This is a genomic window from Reinekea sp. G2M2-21, assembly GCF_015687175.1.
Taxonomy (GTDB): domain Bacteria; phylum Pseudomonadota; class Gammaproteobacteria; order Pseudomonadales; family Natronospirillaceae; genus Reinekea.
In genome coordinates, this window is record NZ_JADPQG010000011.1 from 78,341 (window position 1) to 102,858 (window position 24,518).

The following is a 24,518-nucleotide window of genomic DNA, read 5'->3' on the forward strand; positions in this document are numbered from 1 at the left end:
CTTTAAATTGTTTGCGCAGGTAAGCGAGCCAGATGTGGATCGTATTTGATCACGACGTCTTGGCCATAGGGTAGGTAGTCTGCAAGTTTCAGTTGCAGCGCTCGTATTTGGGCGGCATAAAACAGGTGGTGGTAAGCGCCCATTTCACCTTCGTTTTCGCTACCAAAACGAATTTTTTCAGATGACGTCAGGTTTAATACGCCTGCGCCAGGTTCGCCGAAATTGGCCGGTCGCAAGACGCATTCATCGCCATCGCGAAACCATAAACGAATAAAATTTGGATCATCATCGGTATTCGACGGTGACTTGTCGGCACCACAATCCTGTAACGCGGCCAAGTTGGGCACGCGCGAAAAACGGATGCAGGTTTCACCGCCGGAGCAGTTCACATCGATCAACTCGCCGTTAAAAATACAGTCCGATGCCCACAACCGTTCCAACCTTGTTTCCTGTAATACGGTGCAGTATTCCAGCTGCGCAAAACCGACGCCTCCCTGAATGTCGTTGAACAGGCAATCCTTCGCGATGACGGTGGGTTGCGTTGAAGGCACTTCAATTATCAGATTCGCGATGGCGCATCGGTCAAGGCGTAATCGTGTCGAGGGCTCGGTAATGCGGACGGTTCCGGTGAACATTAACCCTTCCAACGCGACGTTCACATCGCCTGGTATGGTGAGGTCACCACTGACGATAATGCGTTCCGGAAACACCAGCTGGTCATTGATTTTCAGTTGGTCGATAACATCGTCCTCCAGCAGGCCAAGTGCCGCAAAAATCTGTTCAGGACCAATGCGTTGTTCGGTCTGTTGGGCGTCATCAATCGCGATGTTGGCGGTGGTCGGTGACAGTGACGAACCATTAATACCTTCCGCGAAAAAACCGTGCGGCGGTTGTACGTGAATCAAGGTACGTTTGGGGTGGGGACCGGTGGCCTGATCCTGGTTGCGCACGTCGGGCGTGCGTGCCGACGTATCGTCATAAGCATTGGGAAAACAGGGTGCACCGGTTCGGTATTTAGGCTTCCAATATCGTTGTGCTGACGCTGTGACGCGACCAAATTCGTCCCGTGTGGGTGAGGTAATCAGATACAGCGGATTGTTGCCACCGGTGTCTGCGACGGCCCGGTTGCTGTAACGGATGTCCGGCGTGCCCATTGGCGTATCGACTCGCGCATTTTGCGTAGAGAAGGGCGGTAGAGACATGCGCGGGGTGGTGAGCGTGCGGCGCCAACCTTCCACCACGACTGCCTCTAACTGGCATATCACATCCGCAATATCATCGACCGTTTGCAGTGTGCCTTTGCTCTTGTACCAGGACACCGTTTCGCTGAGTTCGTCGCGCCGGGCATCTGGGTCTGGAGCACGGAGTTGCGCACCGACCAGTTCCGCCAGATAGGGAATCAGCCAGGTTTGAATCTCACGACCATTGTCGGCGGCCTCGGCGAAGGCATCGGCATAGGCTTGCTCCATCGTGTTTCGAATCAGGTCGAACAGATGTCCAAAGCTGTGCAGGTAGGCTTCCAGGTCACCTAACTCATCTTTGGTTGGAGCCCGGTCCTGGTAACGATATTCTTCAGGCAGTTCCCGGTAGAGTAATTGCCCGGCACGGGATTTAAGTTTGCTCACACTCATGTCAGTGCCTCCACAACGACAACGAAGTCGGTCACGGCGGTGGTCGATTGCGCAGAAATCAATTGATGGTCGAACGGGAAATAAGCCGACGCGGATCCATTGGTACGCGCTGTTTTCAGTAAAACGCTGTCATCAGATACTTGAAAGGATTGAACCGTGGCGGTGTTGACGCCGTCGACCCGTTCCAGTGCGGCGGCGATTTCCGATATGTAAACCGGTTGCCCAAGGCGGCGGTTCTGCAAGTTAAACGTATTGATGAGCGTCGCATGCGCATTAGCCTGTACCTGAGTCCGGTCATACTGTTCGGTGTCAACACGTATGGTTGTTTCCGCCATCAGACGGATGGGTTGATAGTCCGCCAGCTCAACTCGTATGCCCGGTGTTGATCGCGAACGCAGAAAATCCGCCAGATCGGTCTTTAACGAAGCGCCCAGCAGACCACCGCCGGAAGGTACAACCGTTAAGCGAATATCATGGCTGTTGCGAGGGTCGGTAATGGCTTTTGCTTTGGCTTGCCAGATATCGGAACGTCTCACACTGAGCCGCTCGAAATCCTGCAGAGATACGGCGCGACCGTTAGCCGCTAAACGAGCGGGCGCGTTATCACGGATGTCCGCCACGGCTTCGCGCTCGGCACCTCCAGACGCGGCAAAAGGCTGGCTGATCGCATAAACGTATCGATGTTTTTTCATCGGTTTGGTAAAGGCGCGTGCGGGTACCATGCCTTTTAAACCGACGCCGGTTCGGTAGTGGGTCACCACGACGTTGTTCGTACCGGTTGGCAAGCGACGTCGGAAATGGATTTGCAGGCTGCTGTCTTCGTTTAACGACATAGAATAGCTGTCGGTGCCTGCCGCACTCGGATCAATTAAGTCCCGATACGACCAGACCACGCCGTCCACAGCGATTTCCATATCCGGTGCCACGCCGACTTCAGCAAGATTGGACGGCACAAAGCTGACATCGTTGGCTTTAAAATGAAAACTCTGTGCGGGTTTCTCGGCATCTCCTGAACCTAAGGTTTTAGGACTGTTGGTTTCGCCGTGGCTGACTTTAACGGTATTGAAGTTGAGCTTCGTCCAGCCTTTTTGATAACCGGTCAGCTGATCGCTGGGTTCAAAGACCAGTTTCAATCCTGAGCTGACGTTCACGGCTTCCACCAGATTGACCAATACCGCAGTGCCAGTCAGTTCATTTTCGACCAAACAAGGTTTGCCCAGACGAAGCAGTTCGCGCGCGGCATCGGAGAGTTGACCCACAACAAAGTCGTTACCCGCAAAGGCGTTGCCGGGATTCCGGTTATAAAACTTCGGTCGCAATCGGTCCAGCAAGGGGCCATGGAACTCAACTTGATTGGGTTGGAAGCTGTTGTAGTTGTTTGTCACGTTCTGTTCGAATTGAATACTGTATTCATCGTCTCGTTGCGTGATCCCGGCGACACGCAAACCGATCAGCGCATTGGTTTTAGTGTCGCGCATCAAAAAGCGGGCACCGACACTGAGTTTTTTCGGTTGTTTTCCGGCAAAGCTGACGATTTTTGTTCGAACGCCGGAGCCGGTTAAAACGCTGTCGGGTTCGGCGACCACGGTGGCCGATTCTCGTTTTGCACCGGCCGACACGACAAAAAGACTGCCCACCACGTTCAGTACACCGGAAAAATCGATACCTTCAATCAAGTCAGTCAGGTTGTCGTCTTCATCTTTTACGTACTTTATATCGCCGGGTGCGTTGTCCAACGTGCCGTTCGTATTCATGAAAAAAGCTTTCGTCCCCAGTGTGGCGGGCGCCAGTGTGCCGACGCCGGTGTTCGTGACTGGCACCAAGGTTTCCACCGACACCACATCACCATGAGCGACGCTGCTTAACACATTGTCGGTATCCGACAAGGTAAGGTGATTCTCCCTGTTATCGAGTACCAGCAATTCCTTTGCACTGTTGTTGTAATGCAAACGGACCGGTGAATTGATCTGATAGCTGCTGGCGGTGTTTATTTTCAATACCAACTTGCCGGGTATCGATCGGGGCAGTGCTTTGCGAATATCCGATGCGTTGACGTGCATTTGCACCAGGCCTCGCGTCCAGGCGCCAGCCAGGGCCGAAGTTTGTATGGAAACGGTATTGGCGTGTTCGGTTGCGGTCACCGCATTCAAGGTGACTGCTACGATACTGCCTTCGCCGTCGAACCAATCCAAAACGGCAAAACCACCAGGGTTAAGAGAAACGTCGCCGTCGGTTTGCCACAAATCCGTCGTGGTTAAAGGCGTTGGATCCATATCCCAGAGTCGGGCTCGGCAATCATTTAAATCCGCGTGCACTTTGATGGCATTTAAGGTTTCAAAGACGACTGGCGGTCCCCCTTCGGGGGGTGAAAATTTCATCGCCAGACCACGGTCGACTTCAATCGCCTGGTTATCATCGGTGGGGTGAACAAACAGCCCGACCGAGGTCGTGGCCGAAGATGCCGGTGCGGGTTGATAATTCACCATGGCCGCCAGTCTGGCCACATTCTGCCATTGCGTCGCGGTACGGATGTATCCTTCGTTGGTGTAAGCGTTTAAATGACCCAACAGAATATGCGCGCCACGTGAGGCTGCCCGCATGATTTCCCAACCGTAATCGTCGTGAAACTGTTCATACTGTTTCAGCAGGCGGCGATTCTTGCCGCGCGCCGTTTCCGGTTTGTCTGGGAATGCTTGGTACAGGCTCTGCCAGACCAACGCTTGTTGAAAAGCGGTTTCATCAAAGCCCGGGTCTTTTTCGTCGGCGAATCGATTGCGCCAGTTTTCAGGTAACCGGTCTTCAAATTCGGCACCGCGTGCGTATAAACCCATGGCCGCAAGACGCAGCTCTTCGAGCCAGGTAGCGGCGTCGCCATCGATATACTGAAATTGTTTTAAACCGGCTCGGTTCCAACGTGTAACGTCGACCAGTTTGTTGAATCGCAGTTCGCTCATCCGGCTTCCCCTCCATTGACGATCAGTCGGAAATAACCCTCTTCGGGATGACCACGTAAGTTTCGACACAATGCGTAGTGATCGTCTTCGATGGGTATAAATCCCTCGGTGACTCGATCGGGCCATCCACTGCCGACACGCTTGAACCGGTTGAGGCAGGCGACCGCCACACCTTCCACGGCCATCGCTGCTTCAATGATGTCCGATGCAAACAGGTCTTCGCCGAAATCCAGACGTCCGTGTTCAAAGAATCCACCTTCATCAAATGAAAAAACTTCCGCCAGTGCTTGTTTCAGTTCGCTGCGAAAGTACCCGGCTTTTGCTCGCACCGATAACGTAAAGGTAATGGGTGCAGGCTGCGCGGTTTCGAGAAAAACCTCCGAACCAATCATCCGACGTCGTTCAATAAGAATGCGTAACAACTCTCGCGGTGTCGGTTGGCTGGCTTCATCGGGAACCGGTAAATTTTGCTGGTGGTGAAACTGTTCAATGCTCTGCCACAACGTCGTTCCAGCCGCCAGAATGGGTTCGTCCAATTGCAATTCCCCTTCGGGTAACACGGAGACGAGTATTGAGTTCCAGGCGCCACTCCAGATGAGTTTGGCCTGTGCTCGTGCCACCACGGGATGCGCTGCAATCACATCTTCATGATCGGTCAGGGTGACCATGCGTTTTTGTTCCGCGATGAGCCGCGGCCCTTCGGCACGCGCCAATTCCATTTTCTTGGGTTTTAGTTTCCACAAGCGTTCGAGCTGTTGTTCTCGGGTTTCACTGACATCGGGAGCGGTGGGGGGCAGTTCGGCCAGTTCCGCGTCGCTGACCAACGCTGCAGCGTCGTAACCAATCAGTTTTAACAGCCGCCGCAGTGATTGAGGCCGTCTTGCGGTGGCCAGAAAGCGTTCGCTCTGAACCGCATCCAACGCATGGGAGGCTCGATCAAACGCGGCAGAAAGCAGCTCAATGATGACCACTTCCATATCCGCTGGCGCCCAGCGTCGGCGATCCGGAAATCGGTGCGCCAGTTCCTGCATCAAAAACAGACGGAAACTATCGTAGTCGCGGGTTTTCCAGTCAAAATCATCTTTAACACCCGGCAGTGGCAGTGGTAGCGTTGCTATACGTTCACCACAATCGGGACAGCCAGTGTCAAAATGCAAATCGGGGGCAGGTAGTTCAGCCATGTTTGTTTACCTGAGTTCCATATAACACGGTTACATTTGGAAGGTCAGGCTTTCCTCCTTCTGTAAAGCGGCAATGGTGTACGTGATGGAAACCAACAGAATTTCCGGTTGGTCTTTATGTGCACCCACCTCAACTTTCAGTGTTTTCGGGTCGACCTCTCCCGCGAGTGTTTCAGCCAATGAACCAAACAACCGGCCACGGGCAAGTTCCCACAGAGGCGCGGCGTTGGGTTCAAACACCAACTGGCGTGCACCAAAGCCAAATTCCGGTCGGAATACCCGTTCGCCCGGGCTGGTGAACAGGACTTGTTCGACCTGTTCTCGAATATGTTTCATGCGGGCAGAGGTTTCCGGTCCATTGCGGGTTACCCGAAATGGAAACGCCAGATATTCCACACGCGGTAAACGGGCTTCGCTGGGTTGTGTCATGAGGCCACCGTTTTGGTTGTCAGTGCGATTGGGGTGAGAGGCACCATTGGCGGACCCGAAGGCGCACCAGGGGCCGTGCAGGGATGCACATGTGAGTTAAATAACGATAAAAACGTTGAGCCTTTCAGTAAGGGTTCACCACCCGCGCCGCCGATGGTCACCGATTGCCCCTCAATATTAATGGTGGTTCCTTTAACGGCTACGCCCGAAGACGAGGTGGCAATTTCATTGCCATTGCCATCGGTACAGGTGACTCCCGATGCGCTGAGTGTGAGCGTATTGCCGTTGGCATCGGCAATGGTGATTTCACTCGCGGCAGAGTCGAGATTTATCACGGCCCCACTGCTGTCAGTTAGGCTGATGGACCCTTCCTGATTCAGTTCCAACACCGCATCGGTGGCGGAATGTAAGGCGATTTTTGTGGCGTCGTCCGTATCGTCAAACAACAGCGTATGGCCCGACTCCGTCTTCAATACTTTGGTGGCCTGATTGGTGTGTTCGCTGGGCACTTCATTCGGCGTGCGCCAGAACGTACCTGTCCAGATAGGTGCAGATGCGTCGCCTTCAATAAACTCAACCAACACCGCGCTGTCGACGGGAGGAATGGCCACCCAGCCGAAATCCGCGCCACCACCATATGGAAACGCAGGCTCCGCCCACTGTGATTCACCGTCACCCAACACCGAGGGCACCGTCACGCGAATTCGTCCACGGTTTTCCGGGTCGTCAACCGACGTAACGTGTCCACGGTATTTGCCCCAATATTTGGTGGCTTGCCGGCGGGCAACGTCTTCGAGTAATTGAAATTCAGTCATGTGATCTCCTTCGGATCGATACACATTCAGCCATTCAGAACAAACTGCTCAGTGCCGACGCTGCACTGCTTAACGCACCGGTGGGTGAGTCTGTCTCGCCAGTCGCATTGCGCATCAATTCAAATGTCTCGGTGTAACCTTCGCTGCTGAACTGATGCGCCACTTTGTCGACGTAGTACAGTCCGCCGTAGCGGGTGCCTGCACCATCCACACTAACCAGTCCACCGGGTTGCAGAACATGGCCGTAGATGGATCCGTCTAACTCACCGGTACCACGAATTTTGAAAGCATGTTCATTGACCAACGCTTGGGCACGAGCCGTTCGCTCTTCGCTGGTTTCGTCACCTTCCGCTCCGACACGCCAAACCGATGGCGTGCCGAGATTAGAACCCTCCTGCGCAGCGGACGTCGAACCGAGTACCGGTTCGTTGGGTGTCACGCTGACCACTTCCGGCGTGGCGCCTTCTTCTCGTGGCGCCAGATCGGCACGCACTTCGTCCGGCGAGTCCGCATTGTCTTCTAAGTTGAATGTCCGGCAATTGGTCGCGCGGCCTGCGTAAATCAGAATCGGTGATTGTGCTGTGCCGTCCAGACGCTTGGGACCAAAGTAAACTTCACCTTCGCGAAAGATCATCTCGTACCCGTTGGCGGTTGCACGCTCGCGCAAAAACTGAATGGGGGTGGCTTCCTGTGACAACGAGCGACTGGACTGACCGGTTGCCGAGAGTGGGTCAGGTCGGATACCGGCTGGACGTACCAGCTCGGTTAATATGGCCAGATCCGTCATGGGTTGCTGTTCACCCCAGACGCGTCGCATTTGTTCGCGATTAAGTGCGGCGCTTTCGTCCTGAATGTCGAGTGTGAGTTTTGATTCTGCCGGGTTGCCTGGGTACTCCGGCGTGAGTTTAACAATGTACCCAGTCAGGATAACTTCCTGATAAGTGCCGAAGTCGGCACTTATCCGAATCGGTAACCAACGCGAAAACAGACCGCTGTCTGCGGCGATCCATTTGCCGTCGCTGCCGCGCCGGTCTTCGATGATGATGGTTCCCGCAGCCGCTTCAGTGCGCGCCGTTTGAATAGAAACTTCCGCCACCAGTGGCGCGATGGTATCGATACTCTCGTAATTATTTCCGACTTCAATCAAGCACGAAGCTGGGTTACGGAATGTCGGGCTGAGCAATGCCCCCAAAGACGCCAGCGAGGTCATGAGCCGTTGCCTTTATTCAGGTTTTCACGTTGCGGAATGATGATGACATGGCCGGCGCGTTCTTTGCCGTTTTCCGCCTGCGTGCCTTCATCGATAAGCGTGCCGTGTTCGTCGTAAGTCGGGTCTGTGGTGGTCCACAATAAGTCTTCCGGAAACAGAACGTCACTGTTGGCTTCCATAATCCAGCGCCAATCCCGTGACTCGGCATAGTATTCGTGAGCGAGACTGTCCAGTCGTTGACGAATTTCCACCGAGTGCTCAAGTAAGGGGATGGGTTTGCGCAGCGCACGTGCGCGCAAGCCACGAAAATGTTTGGTTGATTGATCACTGGCTTCAAACAGCGGTGTGAATTCGTATGCCGATCCTTTAAAAAAAGCCATAGTGCCTCCTAAAAACCGGACACGGCGTTTAAGGCTGTCATTGCGGTTTGACGTACCTTGTCGGCCATGGTGAATGGGTTGTTACTTTCGATGACCTGCATGGTTAAGTTAATTTCTGCCCGGTAGGGCATGAGGTTGGGAAGGTGTAACACTTCGCGTTGACTGACACCGGTTAAAAAAACCGGGAGCAGTTGCAGGCCCCAGGCAAATATCAGTACCGATGCTGTTTCTTGTCTTTCAAAAGCGCGCGCGCCGGTTATTCCCAAACTCGACAATGTCTTCACGCCGAAGGGACCCTGTGCTTTAGGTTCGACCATCGAACGCAACGTATCAATTTGCGGTTGAACGCCGAACTGACTTGCAATCGGGTCACCTTTTTCCATTTTGTCGGTGGCGTCCAGCAGGATGTCGATCGAGAAGCCTTCTGCTGCCATCTCAACTCCCTGAGCGACACGGCTGGTTTCCAGTGGCGACAAAAAGTCATAACCGGTGCGGTTGCCAGGTGCGTCGCCGGTTTTGATCGTGACGGTACGCGAACGCGAAATCGATTGCGGGTTAAAATCAAATACCAACGCCAGTGGCGGTACTGTTAAACCATATTCAAACAACACGCCTTTGGTTGCGACAGCCATTACCCATTTCCTTTTGTTTGCGCGGCAACCTGAACCGCGGCTTGTTGGGCCAACGAGGCACTGCTTTGCCCTTGGTCAGTTAACGCTATGTTGAGTGATTGATCGGCATCGGGATGCTGTGATGTCAACTGCAGCGCGATGGCTTGCGCAATTTTTTTGGCATCCAAATGCGCGCTGTGTTTGAAACGGGCCGGAAGCGTCAGGGTTAACCGTTTAATGTGCATGTGGGTCTTCCTCCAGAAAAGTAGCGAGCGTGCCGATCTCACTTTTACGGATCTGGCGATTTTCTTTGCTCAGTTCAGCCCAGACTGCACGCGCAATGTGTTCTGGCTTAATGGCGGATTGCGCTTCTGCGGCCAGGACCGTTGCGTAGTGAGCTGCGTTTTGAATGGAGCCACCCGACAAACGCGCGGCGTCGGCGATGTCCTGTAAATTTAATGAAGCATCTCTTGGTGCCTTGGGCGGTAACAGTAGGTTCCACAGTTGCGTTCTGGCATGACGGTCAGGTGACGGAAAGTCAACGACCATTTGAAACCGGCGCAGAAATGCCGGGTCAATATTCGCCCGCAGGTTTGTGGTGAGAATCACGGGACCGATGTGACGTTCAAAGCGGGACAGCATATGGCTCACTTCGAGATTGGCGTAGCGGTCCCGAGCGTCGGTCACCTCTCCGCGTTTGCCGAGTAATCCGTCCGCTTCATCGATCTGCAAAATGGCGCGCCGACCGTCGAGGCTGTCGAGCAGTTTGTTGAGGTTTTCTTCGGTTTCACCCACGTATTTCGACATGATGCGACCCAGGTCGAGCGTGTATAAAGCCCAAGGTTCGCCGGTTTTCTCGCTCAGTTCTGCGGCAATGACGGAGGCGGCGAAACTTTTACCCGTGCCAGATGAACCAGAGAACAGTGCCAGAGGACCTCCATTATGCCGACCGCCCCAGCGGATGATCTGATCCCGGCGCATCAGCCAGGCGGTTAAGTCTTTCAGTGAACGTAATGTGCTATCCGGCAGGACCAGATCGCTCCACTGACCCCGGCGGGTTTCCAGGTTGGCTCCTTGCGGCGGTGCCATTTCACTGGTGCGTGCCAGCAGCAAACGTTGCGCGTCGGTGGTGGCGCGAATGATCTGGTAGGGACCTTCACCGGTTACCCGAATCAAACCGGACACCACTAATGGCGAGGTCGCTTCCAGCCGTGTGTACATGGCATGAACTTCATGACCCTCGTCGAGCATCAACAGTTCCTGCGCCGTGGCCAGCGTTGGGTAGGGTGAGGGCACCTGCGGCTGCAGCGATTGGATACGAGGACCGAGCGCGGGGCGCGCATCCGGGGCGAGCGCCAAAGCCAGAAGGTCCAGGTCCAGTTGTAAAAAACGGTTAACCAGCGATGGGTGTAGCCCTGGGGTCAGACCCGACCAGGCGCCATTATTACGCAACTCACCAACGGTGCTGCCCATCTGGGCAAAATGGTCGGAGAAGGCGTCGTCAACTTCAACGCCGGTCCGCAATGCTTCTGCCAACGTGATCATGAGTCCGATACGCGTCCATTCACTGTCCAGTGGATGTCCGTTTGGAGTCGTTTGCTCGAATGTTTCAGCCGCCGTCGTCATCGGTCACCTCAACTTACATTCAGACGGATGACGTTGCCAAACGCCGCATCGGGATAGGCGGCAAGATGGGTTGCCGGTTGAATGCGTATAACGCCGCTGACTGCATTTGCCGGAACGGTTAACGCTACCGTGGTTTGCGCGTTTGCGTCGTCAAAGGACGTCGCCACAATCAGTTTGATTTCAGGGGGCTGTGTGCTTTCACTGTCGTCGTCCAGTTGCCACAACACCGCAAGCGCAGCGTGTTCATCAACCGGCCCGACAATGGCCAGTGTGACTTGAGTGCTGGCGTTGTTGATCTCCAGACTGTTGGTCAGTTGATCGCCGTTAACGCCCATTTGCATAGGGATCCAATTCACCGGTGGGGTGTTGCTGGTGGGTTGCGCGACGCTGGCATTGCTGATCGGGACAAAGGGTTCGTTTACGCCGTTCATTGTAGGGTGCGCATCGATAATGAGCGTGTCCGGTGGCTCGGCTTCTACGCGCAGGGTCAGCGGTTCAATGGGGATTAACGCAAACTCATAGACCGCAGATAAACGATACGCCAATTCGCCGCCTTGTGTGGTCCAGATATGATTGATCTCTTCCATGGGCGGGGCCAGCATAATCGCTTCAAGGCGATAATCCGTTTTCGGATCGGGAATGGCCGGCCCTGGCAGCGGAGCACCGCCTACGGGAATAATCGGATGGCTGTTTAATACCCGAATCGCATGGCCGAGGATGCGTAAATCGGTATCGTCGTCCGCGGTTTCGGTCGGAAAAGCGGTCATCAGTGCGTGCACCCGAATAAAATGGGTTGCATCCTGGCCAACATCCGCCTGAAAACCCGAGGGCGATACACGATAGGTGAACAGATTTAAGCAATGCGCTGTTGCACCGGCTCCTTTGGCGATGTCGGCCGCCTTTTGTGGATTGGTCACGGTGATGTTGACCTCTTCACTGAACTGGCTGTCGAGAAAATCGGCGATGCCCTGAATAGCAACGGATAATGAAGAGGCTGGAACGGCCATGTTAAAGCCTCCTTAAATAGCGCGTGCGAATACTTCGGTTGCTTTGGTTAGTGTTTCTTGGTTGACCGAAACCCGCCGTTGAGCCGGGTTCTTGAATCAGCACATCAATCTGATCAATCTGGACGGTAGGCGTGGATTGGCTGAACGCAGACTGCGGTGGCAACCCGAACCCGGAGGGTCCTTCGTCAGCAAAATCTGAGTGTTGAAACGTGTCCGTCGCGTGGGTATCTGTGGCACTATTGTGCGTTAGCGGCGCGGAAGGCGTCGGCGATGGCGACGCCTCTCGATGCAACGCCGTTAGGTTTGGTTGTGTCGGTTCTTCAGACAGTTCTTCCGGTTGTTCTGAGTTCTCGGCGGTCAGTGAATTCGGGTCGACACTGCGGCGTGGTTGAGCGGTTTCTTCTTCAGTCGGATCCTGCGCAGCTTCAACGGCACGCCGCAGTGGTTGCGCCTCTTCTTCGTTGTGTTCCAACGTTTCCCGACGCAAAGGGGCGGCTTCTTCCGGTTGTTCTTCTTGCGCTTCTTCTGCGCGTCGTAAGGTTTGCGCGGTTTCTTCAGATTCTTCTTCGTTACCGGCGCGCCGAACAGCCGTGGCTGAATTTGTGCGCTTAGCTTGTGCAGCTTCCTCTTCCTCGGGTTGTTCCGCTGCTTCTTCTGCCTGTCGCCGTAAAGGTTGTGCGTTTTCTTCTTCGGTTTGTTCTTCTGTGGCGGGTTCTGCTCCCATCCGGTGAATCGCCTGAGCACCCATTTCCGGTTGCTCTTCCGTGTTTTCCTCTTGGCGCCTCAGCGGCTGAGTGGCCTGTTCTTGTTGTTCTTCCACTGGTGCGTGCGCGGCACGGCGAACAAACCCTTTCGGCATGACGCTGTAACGGACGTTTTGTGATCTGGCCTGAATGCGCGTTAAATAGCTCATTGGTAAACCCCTCTGGGTGTTGAGCGCCGAATGAGTTGTGCGTATTGCTTCCGTCGGCGTTGCGGCAACGCCAGAATGTCGTGCTCTTGCCAATGGTAGTGATGGGCGAGGCTGTGTACTTCCTGAATTAATTCGTGCCAGGTTGGGAAGGCAAACGCTAATGGGTCGATCCGAATATCATGTTCAGCTTTGCATTCCGGACAGGTACTGCGCACGGCATCGGCAATATCGGGTGCCTGGGCTTCCAGAGCGTCGTCAATACGCTGCAAATCATGATCGGTGTATTGCGTGGCTTCGCTGTCTGCCGCGATGGATAACCCACACAAACGCGCGAATTCGCGTCGCGGGTCTGTACCCCGTTCTTGTGCAATCCTTTCTTCAAAGAGACCGTTCGGCGCTTCAAAATGTCGCCAGCCCAAGCTGGTCTCAACTTTAAAAATCGGAAAGTCGGCGTGCGGTGTGGAGTGGGGAAGATCGCCAAATGAGACGTTCAAATCAAACACCGCCTGACAAGATGGGCAACGCGCTTCAAACCAGTCACCACGATAAAACTGCGATGCGGATCTATGCAGCAACCATTCGCGGCCCGCACTGGACAGTCGGCGAAAGGACTCCTCGCTGACCGGTTCGTTGTCCAAATGTGAAATGGTCGCGGCCAAAATCGCCGTTACTTTTCGCGGGCGCGAAACGCGGCTTTCCACCGCTTCCGACACCGCCATTTCGGCATGCCCGGTTAGCACCGAAAACTGCGGGTTCGGAAACGCACTGCGCAGTGAAACAGGGTCTCTGCTCATCGTGCAACCTTAGCTCTCACTCGGTTCGCCAACGGCTTCGTCACGGATAAAACCTTCATGCTGCAAGGTGATGGTCTGAATACCAACGGTATTCATGTTGTTGGCATCGAATTCCGGCAAGGCTTGAAATTCCGATACCCAGGCGCGCTTCAATTGGTAACTGATCGCTGGATTTCCCTGCAGGTTGAGCACATTGATGACAATGTCTTTGCGATAGTTCTTCAGGCTCATGCCTGCGTCACCATCTTTGACATTGTTCACAGCATTTGCCCACTGCTCAAAAATAGGATCGTGGGTGAGGCCCTGCTCCAGCGCGACCGCTTCGAAACTGGAACCACCGGGCATGACCCGTTGCATGGATGGGTCACCGGCACTGCGCCATTTAACGGCTTCAGTGGTGCGCTTCAATGCGCCCATTTTGGTCAGACCGGCAACCGTCTGACCGTCGATGACAATCTGGAATTTGAATGTACGATATGGATCGTAGCGATGTGCGTTGGCAGGAAAGGTTGGCGCTGGCATGAATCTTTCTCCTTAGTGAAAGCGGCTTAAGCCGCTTTACCGACTATCTGTTTAATTTGAACAACGACAAACTCGGCTGGTTTCAGTGCTGCAAAACCAACCACGACACGAACAATGCCGGCGTCGATATCGGCCTGGGTCATGGTGCTGCCCAAACCACACTGCACGTAGTAAGCGTCGGAAGCTTTCTCACCCTGAAACGCGCCTGCTCGGTATAACGTATCCATAAACGCAGTTACGTTGGCACGCAGAGCGGACCACAATTTGTGATTGTTGGGTTCAAAAACAACGGCCTGCAACGCACCGTATAAACTTTCTCCGATCATGCTTTGTGTGCGCCGAACCGACACGTAGCGGAATTCCGGTTTGGTTTTGGTTGCCCGGGTGCGAGCACCCCAGATAACCGTTGGGCCGACAATGCTGCGCAGGCAGTTCACCCCAAACTCATTGAGGTTGTCTTGCAGGTCTGCGCCGATGTCGAGGGTTGGCCCCACGGCGCCACGTACTGATGCTTCCAGACCCGCAGGGGCTTTCCAGACGCCGCGCTTGCCGTCTGTCCGTGCCCACAAACCAGCGGCAAATGAACCAGCCGGTACACGGAATGTTTTGGGCAGGTTTGCGGCTGTATCCGGGTCGTAAAACGGGTTGGCCACTTCCATCCAGGGGTAGTACAACGCGGTGTATGGCGACGTCGGTGCGCCAAGCGCTTTAATATCCGCAGGGGATTGCAACCTTGCTGAACCGACAGGATCTGGTGGGTCAATTAACACCATGCGATTTTGCATGAACTCGGAATGCGTTATGGCTTGTTCGAGTGCGGCGTTGTCGCCGCCGGATATCCAGTGTTTGCCTGGCAGTAACAGAATGGATACATCGCGATAGTCACGTAAGTGGATTAACGCGTTGGTGTAGTCGGCATTCGCTGGCGCACCGTGATCGACACCACCCGCAAGTGAAATACTCAGTGGCGTGGTAAGGACACTCCAGGCTTGCGGATAATTCACGACGGTCGCGGCATCAAAACCCAGATCCGTCTGCACACTGCCACCGGAAACTTCCACCTCGTTTGTGGTGGCCGGTGACGCGCTTTTACCGGGTAACAAGAGGATTTTCTTATCACGCGTGACCGCCGCAACAAAACCGGCTCGTGCGGCTACCGTGGCAGCACCACGGGCTTGGGTTTGAATTTCTGCGGCCAATTCCGCCAATGTGGTGGCTGTGCCGTTGAACGTGACGGTAATGGGGTTGCCCGCAACGGTATCGCCGGAAAAATCCAGATTGATGGTATCGCCGTTAGCGATAGTCGTTGGGTCGAGTGCAGATAAATCACTGCTAAGTGCACCAATAATGGCGCCACCGCCGGCAGACGCCACTGTCGCGTGGGCAACACTGACGAGCTCCGAGGCATTGTCGATGCTGCTGGCCAGAAACTGCCCGCTGGTCGGGTCCAGAGTCATGTCGCTGAAAGATTCCAGTACCGGGTCAAACCCGCCACTGCCATCCGGGACACCAATGGTCACATCGTATGTCGTTAACAGTGGGTTGGCGTCGGACACCGCCTGTTCAATCAGCACGGTTAGGCCATCTGCCCAGACACCGGCGGAACGAGCTGTAAAATAGAAACCCATCGACGCGTTGTTCGGGTCTACAAACGCGGCTGAACTCTCAGACCCGTTACCGTCGCCAATCGGCACGATATAAGCTTTGGTACCGCCGTTGGCAAAGAAAGACTGTACGGAGTGACCAAAATAATCTGGGGTGGAACCTTGGTTGCGCAGTCCGCCTGCAGAGCCGTCTAACTCACCAAAATATTTGGCAAACTGAGCCTGACTGCTGATAAAAACAGGTTTGCCGTCGGTTTCCTTGTCTGCCGTCACCAGTTCGCCACGTTTCACCGGACCAATAAACGCCGCGACGGACGTTGAGGCCGCTTCAATCGACAACAGTCCCGATGGAACATGTTCAATATAGACACCCGGATGTTTATACATGCCTCTTTCTCCTGAATTTTGTTTTTCGAACGAGGCCGGTAGTCGCTTTAAGGAGTGTCACAGGCCCGTGTGTAAATGACACTAAGACACCGAGGTTTTCAGGGCATGCTCGAACACTGACCTAACACTGAGAATGTCGTCACTGAGTCATCTCTTTGCAGTCACTGTGACGTCACCGCTGTCCTTTACGGCACCGTTAAATAGTTGATATTCATGGGTTTATAAGTTTCCTGGTTTTGCGGTACTTCTCTGCAGACAGCGGTAAACCACAAAAATTTATTTTCACAATTCGATCGGAACCTGTGATGACTGAGTTGGTTTACAGCAAAACGTTTTATGGAAGAGGGGCGAATTTTATTGCCGATATGTTGTGCGATTTTTATATGTAACGAGTAGGTCAAATAGAGATTTTGGGCATGCGAAGGGCAGACGTGTTTCGGCCAAAATAGGACTTTTAGTTAGGCCCAACTTGGCTTTATTTCGTTCTTTTCTTTTTGAACAGGTTTTAGCGGTGCTATTTAGTATATCGCCAGAGCAGAAGCCTTTTGAGTGTCCAACTGCAGTAACAGCCCACAAACACCCGGCTGGAAAACATCCCCCATTTTGGAGAGTTGCAACTGCGCTTTCAGTTTGGCGTTTCCGGCAACGTAGTCGCGAATAGCCCGGGTTTCAATCATGGGTTGGATGCCGAGTTCCTGCTTAATCATCTTTTCAAAAGCGGCGTATTTTTGCAGCGCTTTTACCCTCTGCCCGCACAATAAATACAGGCATAGCATCTCCTGAAACGTGTATTCCTGAAACGGATCGAGTTGCAGAATTTTATTGCCCACTTCGATCGCTTTTTCATATTCGTGTCCGGCTTCCAGATGATGCATGGTCATCGATAAACCACGTAACCGAAGGTTTTCCAAACGCTCCCGCTCAACTAACGCCCATTCGTCTTCAAGTCCGTCAAGCGGATCATCGTCGCAAGGCAACAAGGTCTTTAGGCTTTGGCTGAGGAAGTTTAATGAATGTTGTTGAGAGGATTCCAATGTCGTGACAATTTTTTCAATTTCAATAAAGTCTGCGTGAACGGTTTCCGCTTCCATGCCCAGCAGACGGACGCACTCGGAGGTCGCATCCAATCGCAATGGGGCACAGCATTGCAGTGCTTTTTTAATACGCCAAATTGCCGAGTTAAGTGATGACCGGCGCCGTTCAGTGTCGCTGCCGGGCCAAAACATTTCCATCAGTTTTTCACGTCGATTGAGTTTTCGATGATGGCAGATGAGGAACTGTAATAATGATTGAGTGGTGCCGGAAATATTCAAATGAACGGGTTGTGCGTTAATGCGAAAATCGAGCGCGCCGAAGACGGAGATTTCTGTGACCGGGGTAGCCATGTCAACAATCCTTATTGAACGTGTGTTACCTCCCAATCCTACTTCGAATAACAAGAGCGGGTACTGCTGTTTGTTGTTGTGTTGTTGGTTCTAGGGTTGAATGTATAGTTCATCAGCGCAGGTTTGTAAACGCTTCTCATGAAGATCACTTAACTGAATTTTTTAAATTGAGAACTGGCAGGCAATTGCCGGGCTCAATTAGCCTAACCGGTGAGTCAAGGTTAATTCATGAAAAGTTCGGGGATGTCGGCCCATTCTGCGTCCGCATCTTCATTAATACGAATCAGCGTCTGTTCGAATTGGTGCCACATGTGTTCGTTGATCATTTCAAATGAGTGACCCCAAAAATAAAACACACCAATCTCTTTGGACTGTTCGTAAAGTTGCCAGAAATGTGGCGACAGGAAATGACAGGTAGAACGAAACTCTAGCGGGTCATCGGGTGGAAAGTTTTGCACCGCGTTACCTTCGGCCCGCGCGTACAGATGACCGGACTTTAACACGGCATCTAGCACTCGATTGTCATAACGGCCAAACGGGTGCACAAAACCATATACCGGCTGGTTGAATACGTCCTGCAGTTGTTTGCGCCCATCGCTGACTTCATGTTCGATGGTTTGTTCGTCCAGTTCCGTCAGGTAAGGGTGGGTCAAGGTATGGTTGGCGATGGTAAAGCCGGTGTAGACCGACGTCAGTTCTGTACGGGCCAAACGCAAAACGTCGTGACCCTCATGATTCCAGCCGTTGCCGCGCTGCAAACTATGCAATCCCAGGTTGAGGTTAAAACTGGCTTTAGCGCCATGCTGGCGCAGCAATTCACAAAGTCGAATATCGGACGTGACACCGTCATCCCAACATTGAAGAATTTTCATAGGTTACCCTCTGCTTTGCGAACGACGGTGCGCAGAATAGAGCGACAGTGAATAACGGACAACGAGTGACATGAATTCCTGTCTTTCGCTGACAAGGGTAGTCTGAAACCAGCGCAGACTCAAAAACGGCGCAGCATTAAGCAGTACCGGGCTAACCTGGGGTTTTTGGTGTCTCGTAGTCGAAGGAATGATGGACTCGTGAAAACGGGCTGGCCTGCAGCCCGTTAATTTGGGGTGGGATTACGCGTCGTCCGAATCGTCATTGGTGTTTTGGGCAGCGTTTTCAGCGCCGCTCACATCGCCATTTGAGGCGGCTACCAGCTGTTCTCGCAGGCTTTCAAGCTCAGCTCTGACTTGGGTTTCTTCTTCGTCCAATTTAATGCGTTTGGCATCTTCTTTGGCCTGTTCGGCACACAACTTGGCCGCTTCATCCCACTGTGATGCGTTGATCAGTTCAATAGCGGCTGTCTTTTGCTCTTCCGGGTCAGACAACTCATTTTGTTTATCAATGATTTTGTCCAGCTGATTATTGAGTTTGAGCATTTGCTTAGAAATATCAGCGGCCATTTTTGCAATCACCTCATAATTGAAGTCCATGAGTACCTCGGTCGTTAGGAGTGGCTGGGAATAGAGTGTGCCGGAGCACGAAATTTATGCTGGATGAATGTACAGTGTCTTGATGCAGTTGGCAAGTTGCCTGAACAACCTTTAATAGATCAGCGTGGTTTTGTCGTTAAATATCCGCCTGTTGCTTGAATAATGGCCGGATCATCGGTTGTCGATACCCAAGCAACAATGGCCGCACCATGGTCAGTTTCCAGTGTACTCAGGTCAGGTAAGCGAAACTGCCATGTGGATTGCCCGGTGTGCTGCTGTACCTGTAATACAACAAAATCATGACGCAGCGTTTTACCCCGATTTTCGCCATTGCGTACTGAAGATTCTAAACCCATCCCCAATATGGCGACGTGGCCACGAAGTGACTGCTCACTTGCAAAGTTCAGGGTGGCAACTCCTTGGTCGATGTCCAGACTTAATACGCCTGGCTCATGTTCGTTTGGCTGCCATTGTCGTTTGCCAGCAAACCACGCTTTCCATTCTCGGCTGTTAATGAGAATGCCGGGCGTGTAGGCCTGTGACAGATGTTTGGTTTTTACGTAAGCGTACTGCCTGTCGGAATAGTCTGTACGGGCGAATCGATCCTGCCAGCCCAGCCAGTTCCAATAGTCCACATGAAACGCGATGGGAATTACCTTCGTGAACAAATCGGGGTGATTAACAAGTTCGCCTAACCAAGCGTCAGCGGGTGGACAGCTACTGCAACCTTCCGATGTGAACAGTTCGATCACATCGGTCTGTCGGGTGCCACTGCGAAAGGACAGGTCAACTGACTCAGCCATTGCTTGCGCGGCCATGGCTGAAATGGTGAGAATAACCCGTCCGAGAAAGCGTTTCATGCAGTAACCCCGGTGATCGTTAATGAAGATCTTCAGACGGGGTCAGTGACGAAAAGTTCCGCAGGCTGTGATGGCAATTGCGTGGCGGGTTGGTTACTCCGCTTGCTTCTGGAGCCAGTAAATTTTGAAACAGGCTTTGTCCTGCAACGAAGGCAATTGCGCCAGTTTTTCCCGGGTGCTGTTCGGTAATCGATGCGCGTGCGGGGTCATGCCGAGTAAATCCAAGATCGCCTGGTTGGTCGAAAGGTTCAGGTCGATCTCCAGCCGATGATCGTCGATCAGCGTAAAACGATCATCGAAGTATTGTTGGTGCTTTTGCGTGTCGTAAGGACGCACGCTGTCGTAGATGTTTTCCCGCAACGCCATTAAGTGATCTTGATCGGGCGTTGCCATGCCGATTATCCCGCCTGGTTTTAACACGCGATGAAAGGCATCAGCATCAACACGAGAAAAAATGCTGATAATGGCGTCGAAGCTGTGTTCGAGATAGGGTGGTCTGCTGCTGGAGGCGACACACCAGTAGATGCCTTTATGTTGGCACGCGGCTGCAATAGCGGGCTTGGATATATCCAGACCATAGAAGGTAGCGGTGGGGTTCTGCCGTTGGCACAGTGCCGTGTAATAACCTTCTCCACAACCCGCGTCCCAAATCTGACTGCTAGTCGGTAGTGATGCTTGTAAGCGCGATGCAATAGTTTCGGCCAACGGCTGGTAAAAGCCCGCTTCTAAAAACCGGCGCCGACGAATGACCATCTCAGGGTCGTCACCCGGTGCTTTGCTGCGCTTATTTTGAGCCAACAACAGGTTGATATAGCCTTTCTTGTGTTCGTCAAAACTGTGGTTCTGGCTGCATCGCCAGCTTTTTTGGTTAAGCGTCAGTGGCTGTTGGCAGACAGGACAAGCGTAGCAGGGCGTGGTCATGGTGGGTCCAATAATAATCCGGACGCTATTGTCGCATAAAAAAACAGGCGCTTGAAAACCTGATGCGCAGTTTAACCGACAGGTTTGGCGCTTAGCGCAACGCGAATACGGGCCGGTTCGTCGTATTTTAACTCATTGGGATATCGCTGATATCCGTAGAGTTCTTCGATTGTCGCGTCGAGCAGATCCAAGTATTGTTGATCGACGGGGTTTATATTACGTCCGCGTTTGAAACTCATAATGGCTGCGGTGGCGTGCTTCACCACCATAAACGCCGTCTGTCCCCGTTCTTTCAGGATTAGGGCGAGACGTCTTTTTTCCCAATCAGTTAAGCCATCAATAAACATAAAGCACAGGTCCAGAATCTATAAAATAAGTAAATGGGTTGTCAGCACCGGGGAGCATAGTCTTCCGAACGCTGGTTTGCGACTTAGATCGCATTTCGAATGATGTTCGAAGTGATATTTTGGGACTCGTATCTAAAAAATGTCAATAGAATGCCAACAAGATGGCGGCATTTAACACCGTTTTGTCCTTCTTTTCCGGAATATGACGATTTTATGTCCAAAAAATGAACAGTGAAGAGGGCGAAAGGGTGTAAGGTACGGCTATATCGTTGATTCAATTCTAAATAAGGCAGGGTCCTCTTGCATGACACAAGCTATTTTTTTCGACCTAGATCAAACACTGTTGGATCGAGCGCGCACATTTCAATCTTATCTTGCGCACCTTTATACGGACGTGGTCGCGCCGCTCAATGTCCCGGCGGAGTCGTTTTATACTGAAATTCATCGTTGGGATGACAATGGCTATCGGGACAAGCTCGAAACGTTCGCGTTAACCATCGAGCATCTGTCATTGTCGGTAACCGCCGAGCAATTATTTGCGCATTTTCGCAAGAACTATGGCCATGATGCGGTACTGTTCGATGGTGTAGCGGAGGTGTTAGGTCTACTGAAGCGAAACTACCCATTGGCACTGATCACCAATGGACGTACGAAGGGTCAACAGAAAAAATTGGACATCACGGGCATAGGGCATTTCTTTGATCATGTATTGATCTCCGAAGCCGAAGGCATAAAAAAGCCAGAACCTGAGCTTTACCTGCGCGCGTGCCAGAAAATGAACGTGGCACCCGGTGACGTCATTTTTGTTGGTGACCATCCGACTAACGATATAGCAGCCCCTAAGAAGCTCGGAATGCGAGCAATTTGGGTGCGCAACGAGGTATACGCCCCCCCAATTGACCACGACGGCATCATTCAGTCGGTTGCGGAACTACCGACCCTATTGTGATTTTTGGCTTCGATCCAGCGGCTCATGTATTCGGTAGCTCGATGTTGATTTTGCCAAAGTACTCGCCCCCAAAAATTCTGAGCTCTATGTTGCTCTAAATGGGCGAAAGTGTTGCTGTATTGTTGCCAGAAATGGGTGACGCAAACGGCTTTGTTGAAACCTGTATCCAATAACGTAAAACCGTTTTGCTGCAGTGTCTGCCAATAACCCGAATCGTTGTATGCCTGTGCTGCGATCTCAGCCACTTGTTGCGTTTTGTCGGTTAACGGATAGCCGAGTTGCGAAGCGTCTGCCATCGATTCGGCGCCAACGGCTGTGGTAACCGTGGGGGTGCCGGTTAACCAGCCCTCGAAGATCTTGCCTTTTTGTCCCGCGCCAAAGCGCAGTGGCGCCAGATTCACCCGGTATTGCGCCAAGGTCGTCAAGGCGTCCACAGCCCGCCCTTTGATAAAAAAACGTTGCTTGGGGTTATGCAGTTGATTCATTGCGTGATCGGCATAGGCGCCGTAAACATGCAGTTCACAATCGTTGGGTAACAACGATTTCAGCTGTGGCCAGATTTCCTGCTTCAACCATCGTGTGGCGTCTCGATTGGGTTCGTGTTTAAACCCGCCTATCATGACAACATGCTTGCGCTGATCAAAGCTAGGTCCTGGCTGAATATCATCCGCGGCTGCAAAGAATGGCAGATACACCAACTGACCTGCGCTGAGCCCAAATTGTTGCTGAAGTAAGCTGATTTCAATCTCAGAAATCATCAGGGTCAGGTCGCAGCGCACCATGGCGCTGAGTTCCCTGATTGCCAGTTCGGAATACAGATCGACCGGTTGCAGTTGCTTGAAAGCAACCTCACGGGCTTGCCGTAACGCGTGAAAATCGCTGGTATCTAGCAACGTCATGGCCTCCGGGCACTGGCTTTTTACCCGCCAACCAAACTGTTCTTCGGTGACAAACCGATCAAAAATGACTTCCGTTGGTGAAAGTGCGGTAATCCAGCTATCGAAGCTGGCGTCATTCAGCAGAACTTTATGACAGTGAATCCCCAGCTTGGACAAGTCGGCCTGAAAGGGCGTGTTTTCAGCCGCACTGGCCACATGAACCTGATAGCCCTGATCGAGAAAAATGGACAGCAGATCAAGGGTTCGGCGGCCGGCTGCTGTTGAATTGGGTTCCGGCCAGTTTTTGGCCAATAAAAGCAGTTTTTTAGGCATAAAAGGTTACAAAAAGGTACAAAAAGCTCACATCTATTTCGCCGATGTTGCATACATTTAAAGGTGACAAGCCACAGTTGGCGAGTGACTGTCGCCATATTCAAGATAGTGTAACGGAGGTTGTTATGAAACGCCTTTACTATATTACGGATCAAATAAACTACGCGGAACATATCTCAGAAGAACTGACTAAAAATGGGATCGATTCGCATCACATCCATGTGCTCAGTAAAAACGAATCCGGTGTCGTTACTCACCACCTGAATGGACCAAACCTGTTTGAGCGGGTCGACTTTATTCGTGGGGCGCTGAACGGCCTGGTGGTCGGTATGCTGATAGGGATCGTATCGTTGTTTATTGGGCGATTCGTCATGGATTTCGGCTTCTCGGGTATCGCCCAGGTTGCCATGTTATGCCTGATGATGCTGTTCGGCAGCTGGGTTGGTGGGCTGGTTGGATTCTCCCGTGAAAATGCGCATATTCGCCGATTTCACGCGCAGATTGAGAAAGGCCGCCATCTGATGATGATTGATGTAAACGCGAAAGAAGAGCGTCTGGTGCATCGGATTATTGAGCATTTGAATGAAGCCCAATACGGGGGTGAAGACGAACACGTTCTGGTTTAAACCACGGCACTATCCCGGGGTGAAAACCTGAATGAAAGGTCTGTTTTTCTTGCCGGTTTGCGGACGTCAAAAATTCATATTCGACCAGTTGACGGGAGAATATTAACTCAATTAAAGTAATCAGCAGCTGGAAAGTAAGGCTTATTTACGTCCGTTCGAAGTCACATGCTCCGTCCTGTTGTTTATAAGTAATTGCACAATTCTGGTTAAAACGCCCGCAAGGGCAAAATATTACTTGTAAAGATCGATAGGAAAGCACTATGTCTGACTCAGTAACTGGTACCGTTAAGTGGTTCAACGAAACCAAAGGTTTTGGTTTTATCGAACAGGAAAACGGTCCTGACGTTTTCGCTCACTTCAGCGCGATTTCAGGTTCTGGTTTCAAAACCTTAGCGGAAGGTGAAAAAGTACGTTTCACCATCACTCAAGGTCAGAAAGGACCTCAAGCTGAGAACATCGAGAAAATTTAATTTTCAGGTGTTAATGATGAAAGGCGCATCTGGCGCCTTTTTTGTTGCCTGTGAAAAGTGATACTGATAATGGGATAGGCTCGCGTAAGTCGCAACGCACTGAAACTTGGCACAATCACTGCGTTAAAGTAGTTACTACAAAAATGAATGCACCGTTTGGTTTCAATGTTGTTATTGAGGCTTTGTTTTGGTGCGTATGGTGTGTCTTGTTGCACC

The 24,518-nt window shown here is 52.4% G+C and carries 25 protein-coding genes; 3 read left to right on the forward strand and 22 right to left on the reverse strand.

The window, feature by feature from the left end; translation table 11 throughout:
- Positions 1–2: 2 nt before the first annotated feature.
- The 21 genes from IYN85_RS24340 to IYN85_RS24440 form a co-directional block, all read right to left on the reverse strand.
- Positions 3–1,631 carry a hypothetical protein gene (locus tag IYN85_RS24340; protein WP_196161582.1) on the reverse strand — a complete coding sequence of 543 codons (1,629 nt, stop codon included), beginning with the start codon at positions 1,629–1,631 and terminating at the stop codon, positions 3–5.
- Positions 1,628–4,585, reverse strand: a complete 2,958-nt coding sequence (locus IYN85_RS24345) for a hypothetical protein (protein ID WP_196161583.1) — start codon at positions 4,583–4,585, stop codon at positions 1,628–1,630. Before IYN85_RS24345 ends, IYN85_RS24340 begins: the two co-directional genes overlap by 4 nt.
- Positions 4,582–5,766 carry a hypothetical protein gene (locus IYN85_RS24350; RefSeq protein ID WP_196161584.1) on the reverse strand — a complete coding sequence of 395 codons (1,185 nt, stop codon included), beginning with the start codon at positions 5,764–5,766 and terminating at the stop codon, positions 4,582–4,584. The genes IYN85_RS24345 and IYN85_RS24350 overlap by 4 nt, the downstream gene beginning before the upstream one ends.
- A gap of 30 nt (positions 5,767–5,796) precedes the next feature.
- A complete protein-coding gene (locus tag IYN85_RS24355; protein ID WP_196161585.1) occupies positions 5,797–6,195 on the reverse strand; it encodes a GPW/gp25 family protein in 399 nt (132 codons plus the stop codon).
- Positions 6,192–7,010 (reverse strand): phage baseplate assembly protein V, encoded by an 819-nt coding sequence (locus tag IYN85_RS24360; protein ID WP_196161586.1) that lies wholly within the window; start codon positions 7,008–7,010, stop codon positions 6,192–6,194. The genes IYN85_RS24355 and IYN85_RS24360 overlap by 4 nt, the downstream gene beginning before the upstream one ends.
- A gap of 34 nt (positions 7,011–7,044) precedes the next feature.
- Positions 7,045–8,220, reverse strand: coding sequence for a phage late control D family protein (locus IYN85_RS24365; RefSeq protein WP_230390959.1), 1,176 nt, complete (start codon positions 8,218–8,220; stop codon positions 7,045–7,047).
- Positions 8,217–8,600, reverse strand: a complete 384-nt coding sequence (locus tag IYN85_RS24370; protein ID WP_196161587.1) for a hypothetical protein — start codon at positions 8,598–8,600, stop codon at positions 8,217–8,219. The genes IYN85_RS24365 and IYN85_RS24370 overlap by 4 nt, the downstream gene beginning before the upstream one ends.
- Positions 8,601–8,608: 8 nt before the next feature.
- Positions 8,609–9,232 (reverse strand): hypothetical protein, encoded by a 624-nt coding sequence (locus IYN85_RS24375; RefSeq protein WP_196161588.1) that lies wholly within the window; start codon positions 9,230–9,232, stop codon positions 8,609–8,611.
- Positions 9,232–9,456 (reverse strand): hypothetical protein, encoded by a 225-nt coding sequence (locus IYN85_RS24380; protein WP_196161589.1) that lies wholly within the window; start codon positions 9,454–9,456, stop codon positions 9,232–9,234. Before IYN85_RS24380 ends, IYN85_RS24375 begins: the two co-directional genes overlap by 1 nt.
- On the reverse strand, positions 9,446–10,837 hold the full coding sequence (locus IYN85_RS24385) for an ATP-binding protein (protein WP_196161590.1): 1,392 nt from the start codon (positions 10,835–10,837) through the stop codon (positions 9,446–9,448). The genes IYN85_RS24380 and IYN85_RS24385 overlap by 11 nt, the downstream gene beginning before the upstream one ends.
- Before the next feature lie 8 nt (positions 10,838–10,845).
- Entirely contained in the window at positions 10,846–11,844 is a 999-nt protein-coding gene (locus IYN85_RS24390; RefSeq protein ID WP_196161591.1) for a Pvc16 family protein, read from the reverse strand.
- 1 nt (position 11,845) lies between these two features.
- Entirely contained in the window at positions 11,846–12,757 is a 912-nt protein-coding gene (locus tag IYN85_RS24395) for a hypothetical protein (protein ID WP_196161592.1), read from the reverse strand.
- Positions 12,754–13,551, reverse strand: coding sequence for a hypothetical protein (locus IYN85_RS24400; RefSeq protein ID WP_196161593.1), 798 nt, complete (start codon positions 13,549–13,551; stop codon positions 12,754–12,756). The genes IYN85_RS24395 and IYN85_RS24400 overlap by 4 nt, the downstream gene beginning before the upstream one ends.
- A gap of 9 nt (positions 13,552–13,560) precedes the next feature.
- A complete protein-coding gene (locus IYN85_RS24405) occupies positions 13,561–14,073 on the reverse strand; it encodes a phage tail protein (RefSeq protein ID WP_196161594.1) in 513 nt (170 codons plus the stop codon).
- Between the two features lie 26 nt (positions 14,074–14,099).
- A complete protein-coding gene (locus tag IYN85_RS24410; protein ID WP_196161595.1) occupies positions 14,100–16,064 on the reverse strand; it encodes a phage tail sheath C-terminal domain-containing protein in 1,965 nt (654 codons plus the stop codon).
- 518 nt (positions 16,065–16,582) lie between these two features.
- The gene (locus IYN85_RS24415; protein ID WP_196161596.1) at positions 16,583–17,449 is read right to left on the reverse strand and encodes a BTAD domain-containing putative transcriptional regulator; all 867 of its coding nucleotides are present in this window, start codon (positions 17,447–17,449) and stop codon (positions 16,583–16,585) included.
- 221 nt (positions 17,450–17,670) lie between these two features.
- The gene (locus tag IYN85_RS24420; RefSeq protein WP_196161597.1) at positions 17,671–18,321 is read right to left on the reverse strand and encodes a polysaccharide deacetylase family protein; all 651 of its coding nucleotides are present in this window, start codon (positions 18,319–18,321) and stop codon (positions 17,671–17,673) included.
- A gap of 240 nt (positions 18,322–18,561) precedes the next feature.
- A complete protein-coding gene (locus tag IYN85_RS24425; RefSeq protein ID WP_196161598.1) occupies positions 18,562–18,888 on the reverse strand; it encodes a hypothetical protein in 327 nt (108 codons plus the stop codon).
- A 149-nt stretch (positions 18,889–19,037) separates the two neighbouring features.
- A complete protein-coding gene (locus tag IYN85_RS24430; protein WP_196161599.1) occupies positions 19,038–19,778 on the reverse strand; it encodes a DUF1223 domain-containing protein in 741 nt (246 codons plus the stop codon).
- 93 nt (positions 19,779–19,871) lie between these two features.
- Positions 19,872–20,699 carry a putative RNA methyltransferase gene (locus IYN85_RS24435; protein WP_196161600.1) on the reverse strand — a complete coding sequence of 276 codons (828 nt, stop codon included), beginning with the start codon at positions 20,697–20,699 and terminating at the stop codon, positions 19,872–19,874.
- Positions 20,700–20,770: 71 nt separating this feature from the next.
- Entirely contained in the window at positions 20,771–21,046 is a 276-nt protein-coding gene (locus IYN85_RS24440; protein ID WP_196161601.1) for a hypothetical protein, read from the reverse strand.
- Between the two features lie 304 nt (positions 21,047–21,350).
- On the opposite strand from IYN85_RS24440, the gene IYN85_RS24445 reads away from it, so the two are divergent.
- On the forward strand, positions 21,351–21,995 hold the full coding sequence (locus IYN85_RS24445) for an HAD family hydrolase (protein ID WP_196161602.1): 645 nt from the start codon (positions 21,351–21,353) through the stop codon (positions 21,993–21,995).
- Here IYN85_RS24445 and IYN85_RS24450 read toward each other — a convergent pair.
- On the reverse strand, positions 21,962–23,206 hold the full coding sequence (locus IYN85_RS24450; protein WP_196161603.1) for a glycosyltransferase: 1,245 nt from the start codon (positions 23,204–23,206) through the stop codon (positions 21,962–21,964). The genes IYN85_RS24445 and IYN85_RS24450 overlap by 34 nt on opposite strands.
- Positions 23,207–23,331: 125 nt before the next feature.
- Here IYN85_RS24450 and IYN85_RS24455 point away from each other — a divergent pair, with 125 nt between their 5' ends.
- Positions 23,332–23,832, forward strand: coding sequence for a YrzE family protein (locus tag IYN85_RS24455; RefSeq protein WP_196161604.1), 501 nt, complete (start codon positions 23,332–23,334; stop codon positions 23,830–23,832).
- Between the two features lie 260 nt (positions 23,833–24,092).
- The gene (locus tag IYN85_RS24460) at positions 24,093–24,302 is read left to right on the forward strand and encodes a cold-shock protein (RefSeq protein WP_196161605.1); all 210 of its coding nucleotides are present in this window, start codon (positions 24,093–24,095) and stop codon (positions 24,300–24,302) included.
- The last annotated feature ends 216 nt before the right edge of the window (positions 24,303–24,518 follow it).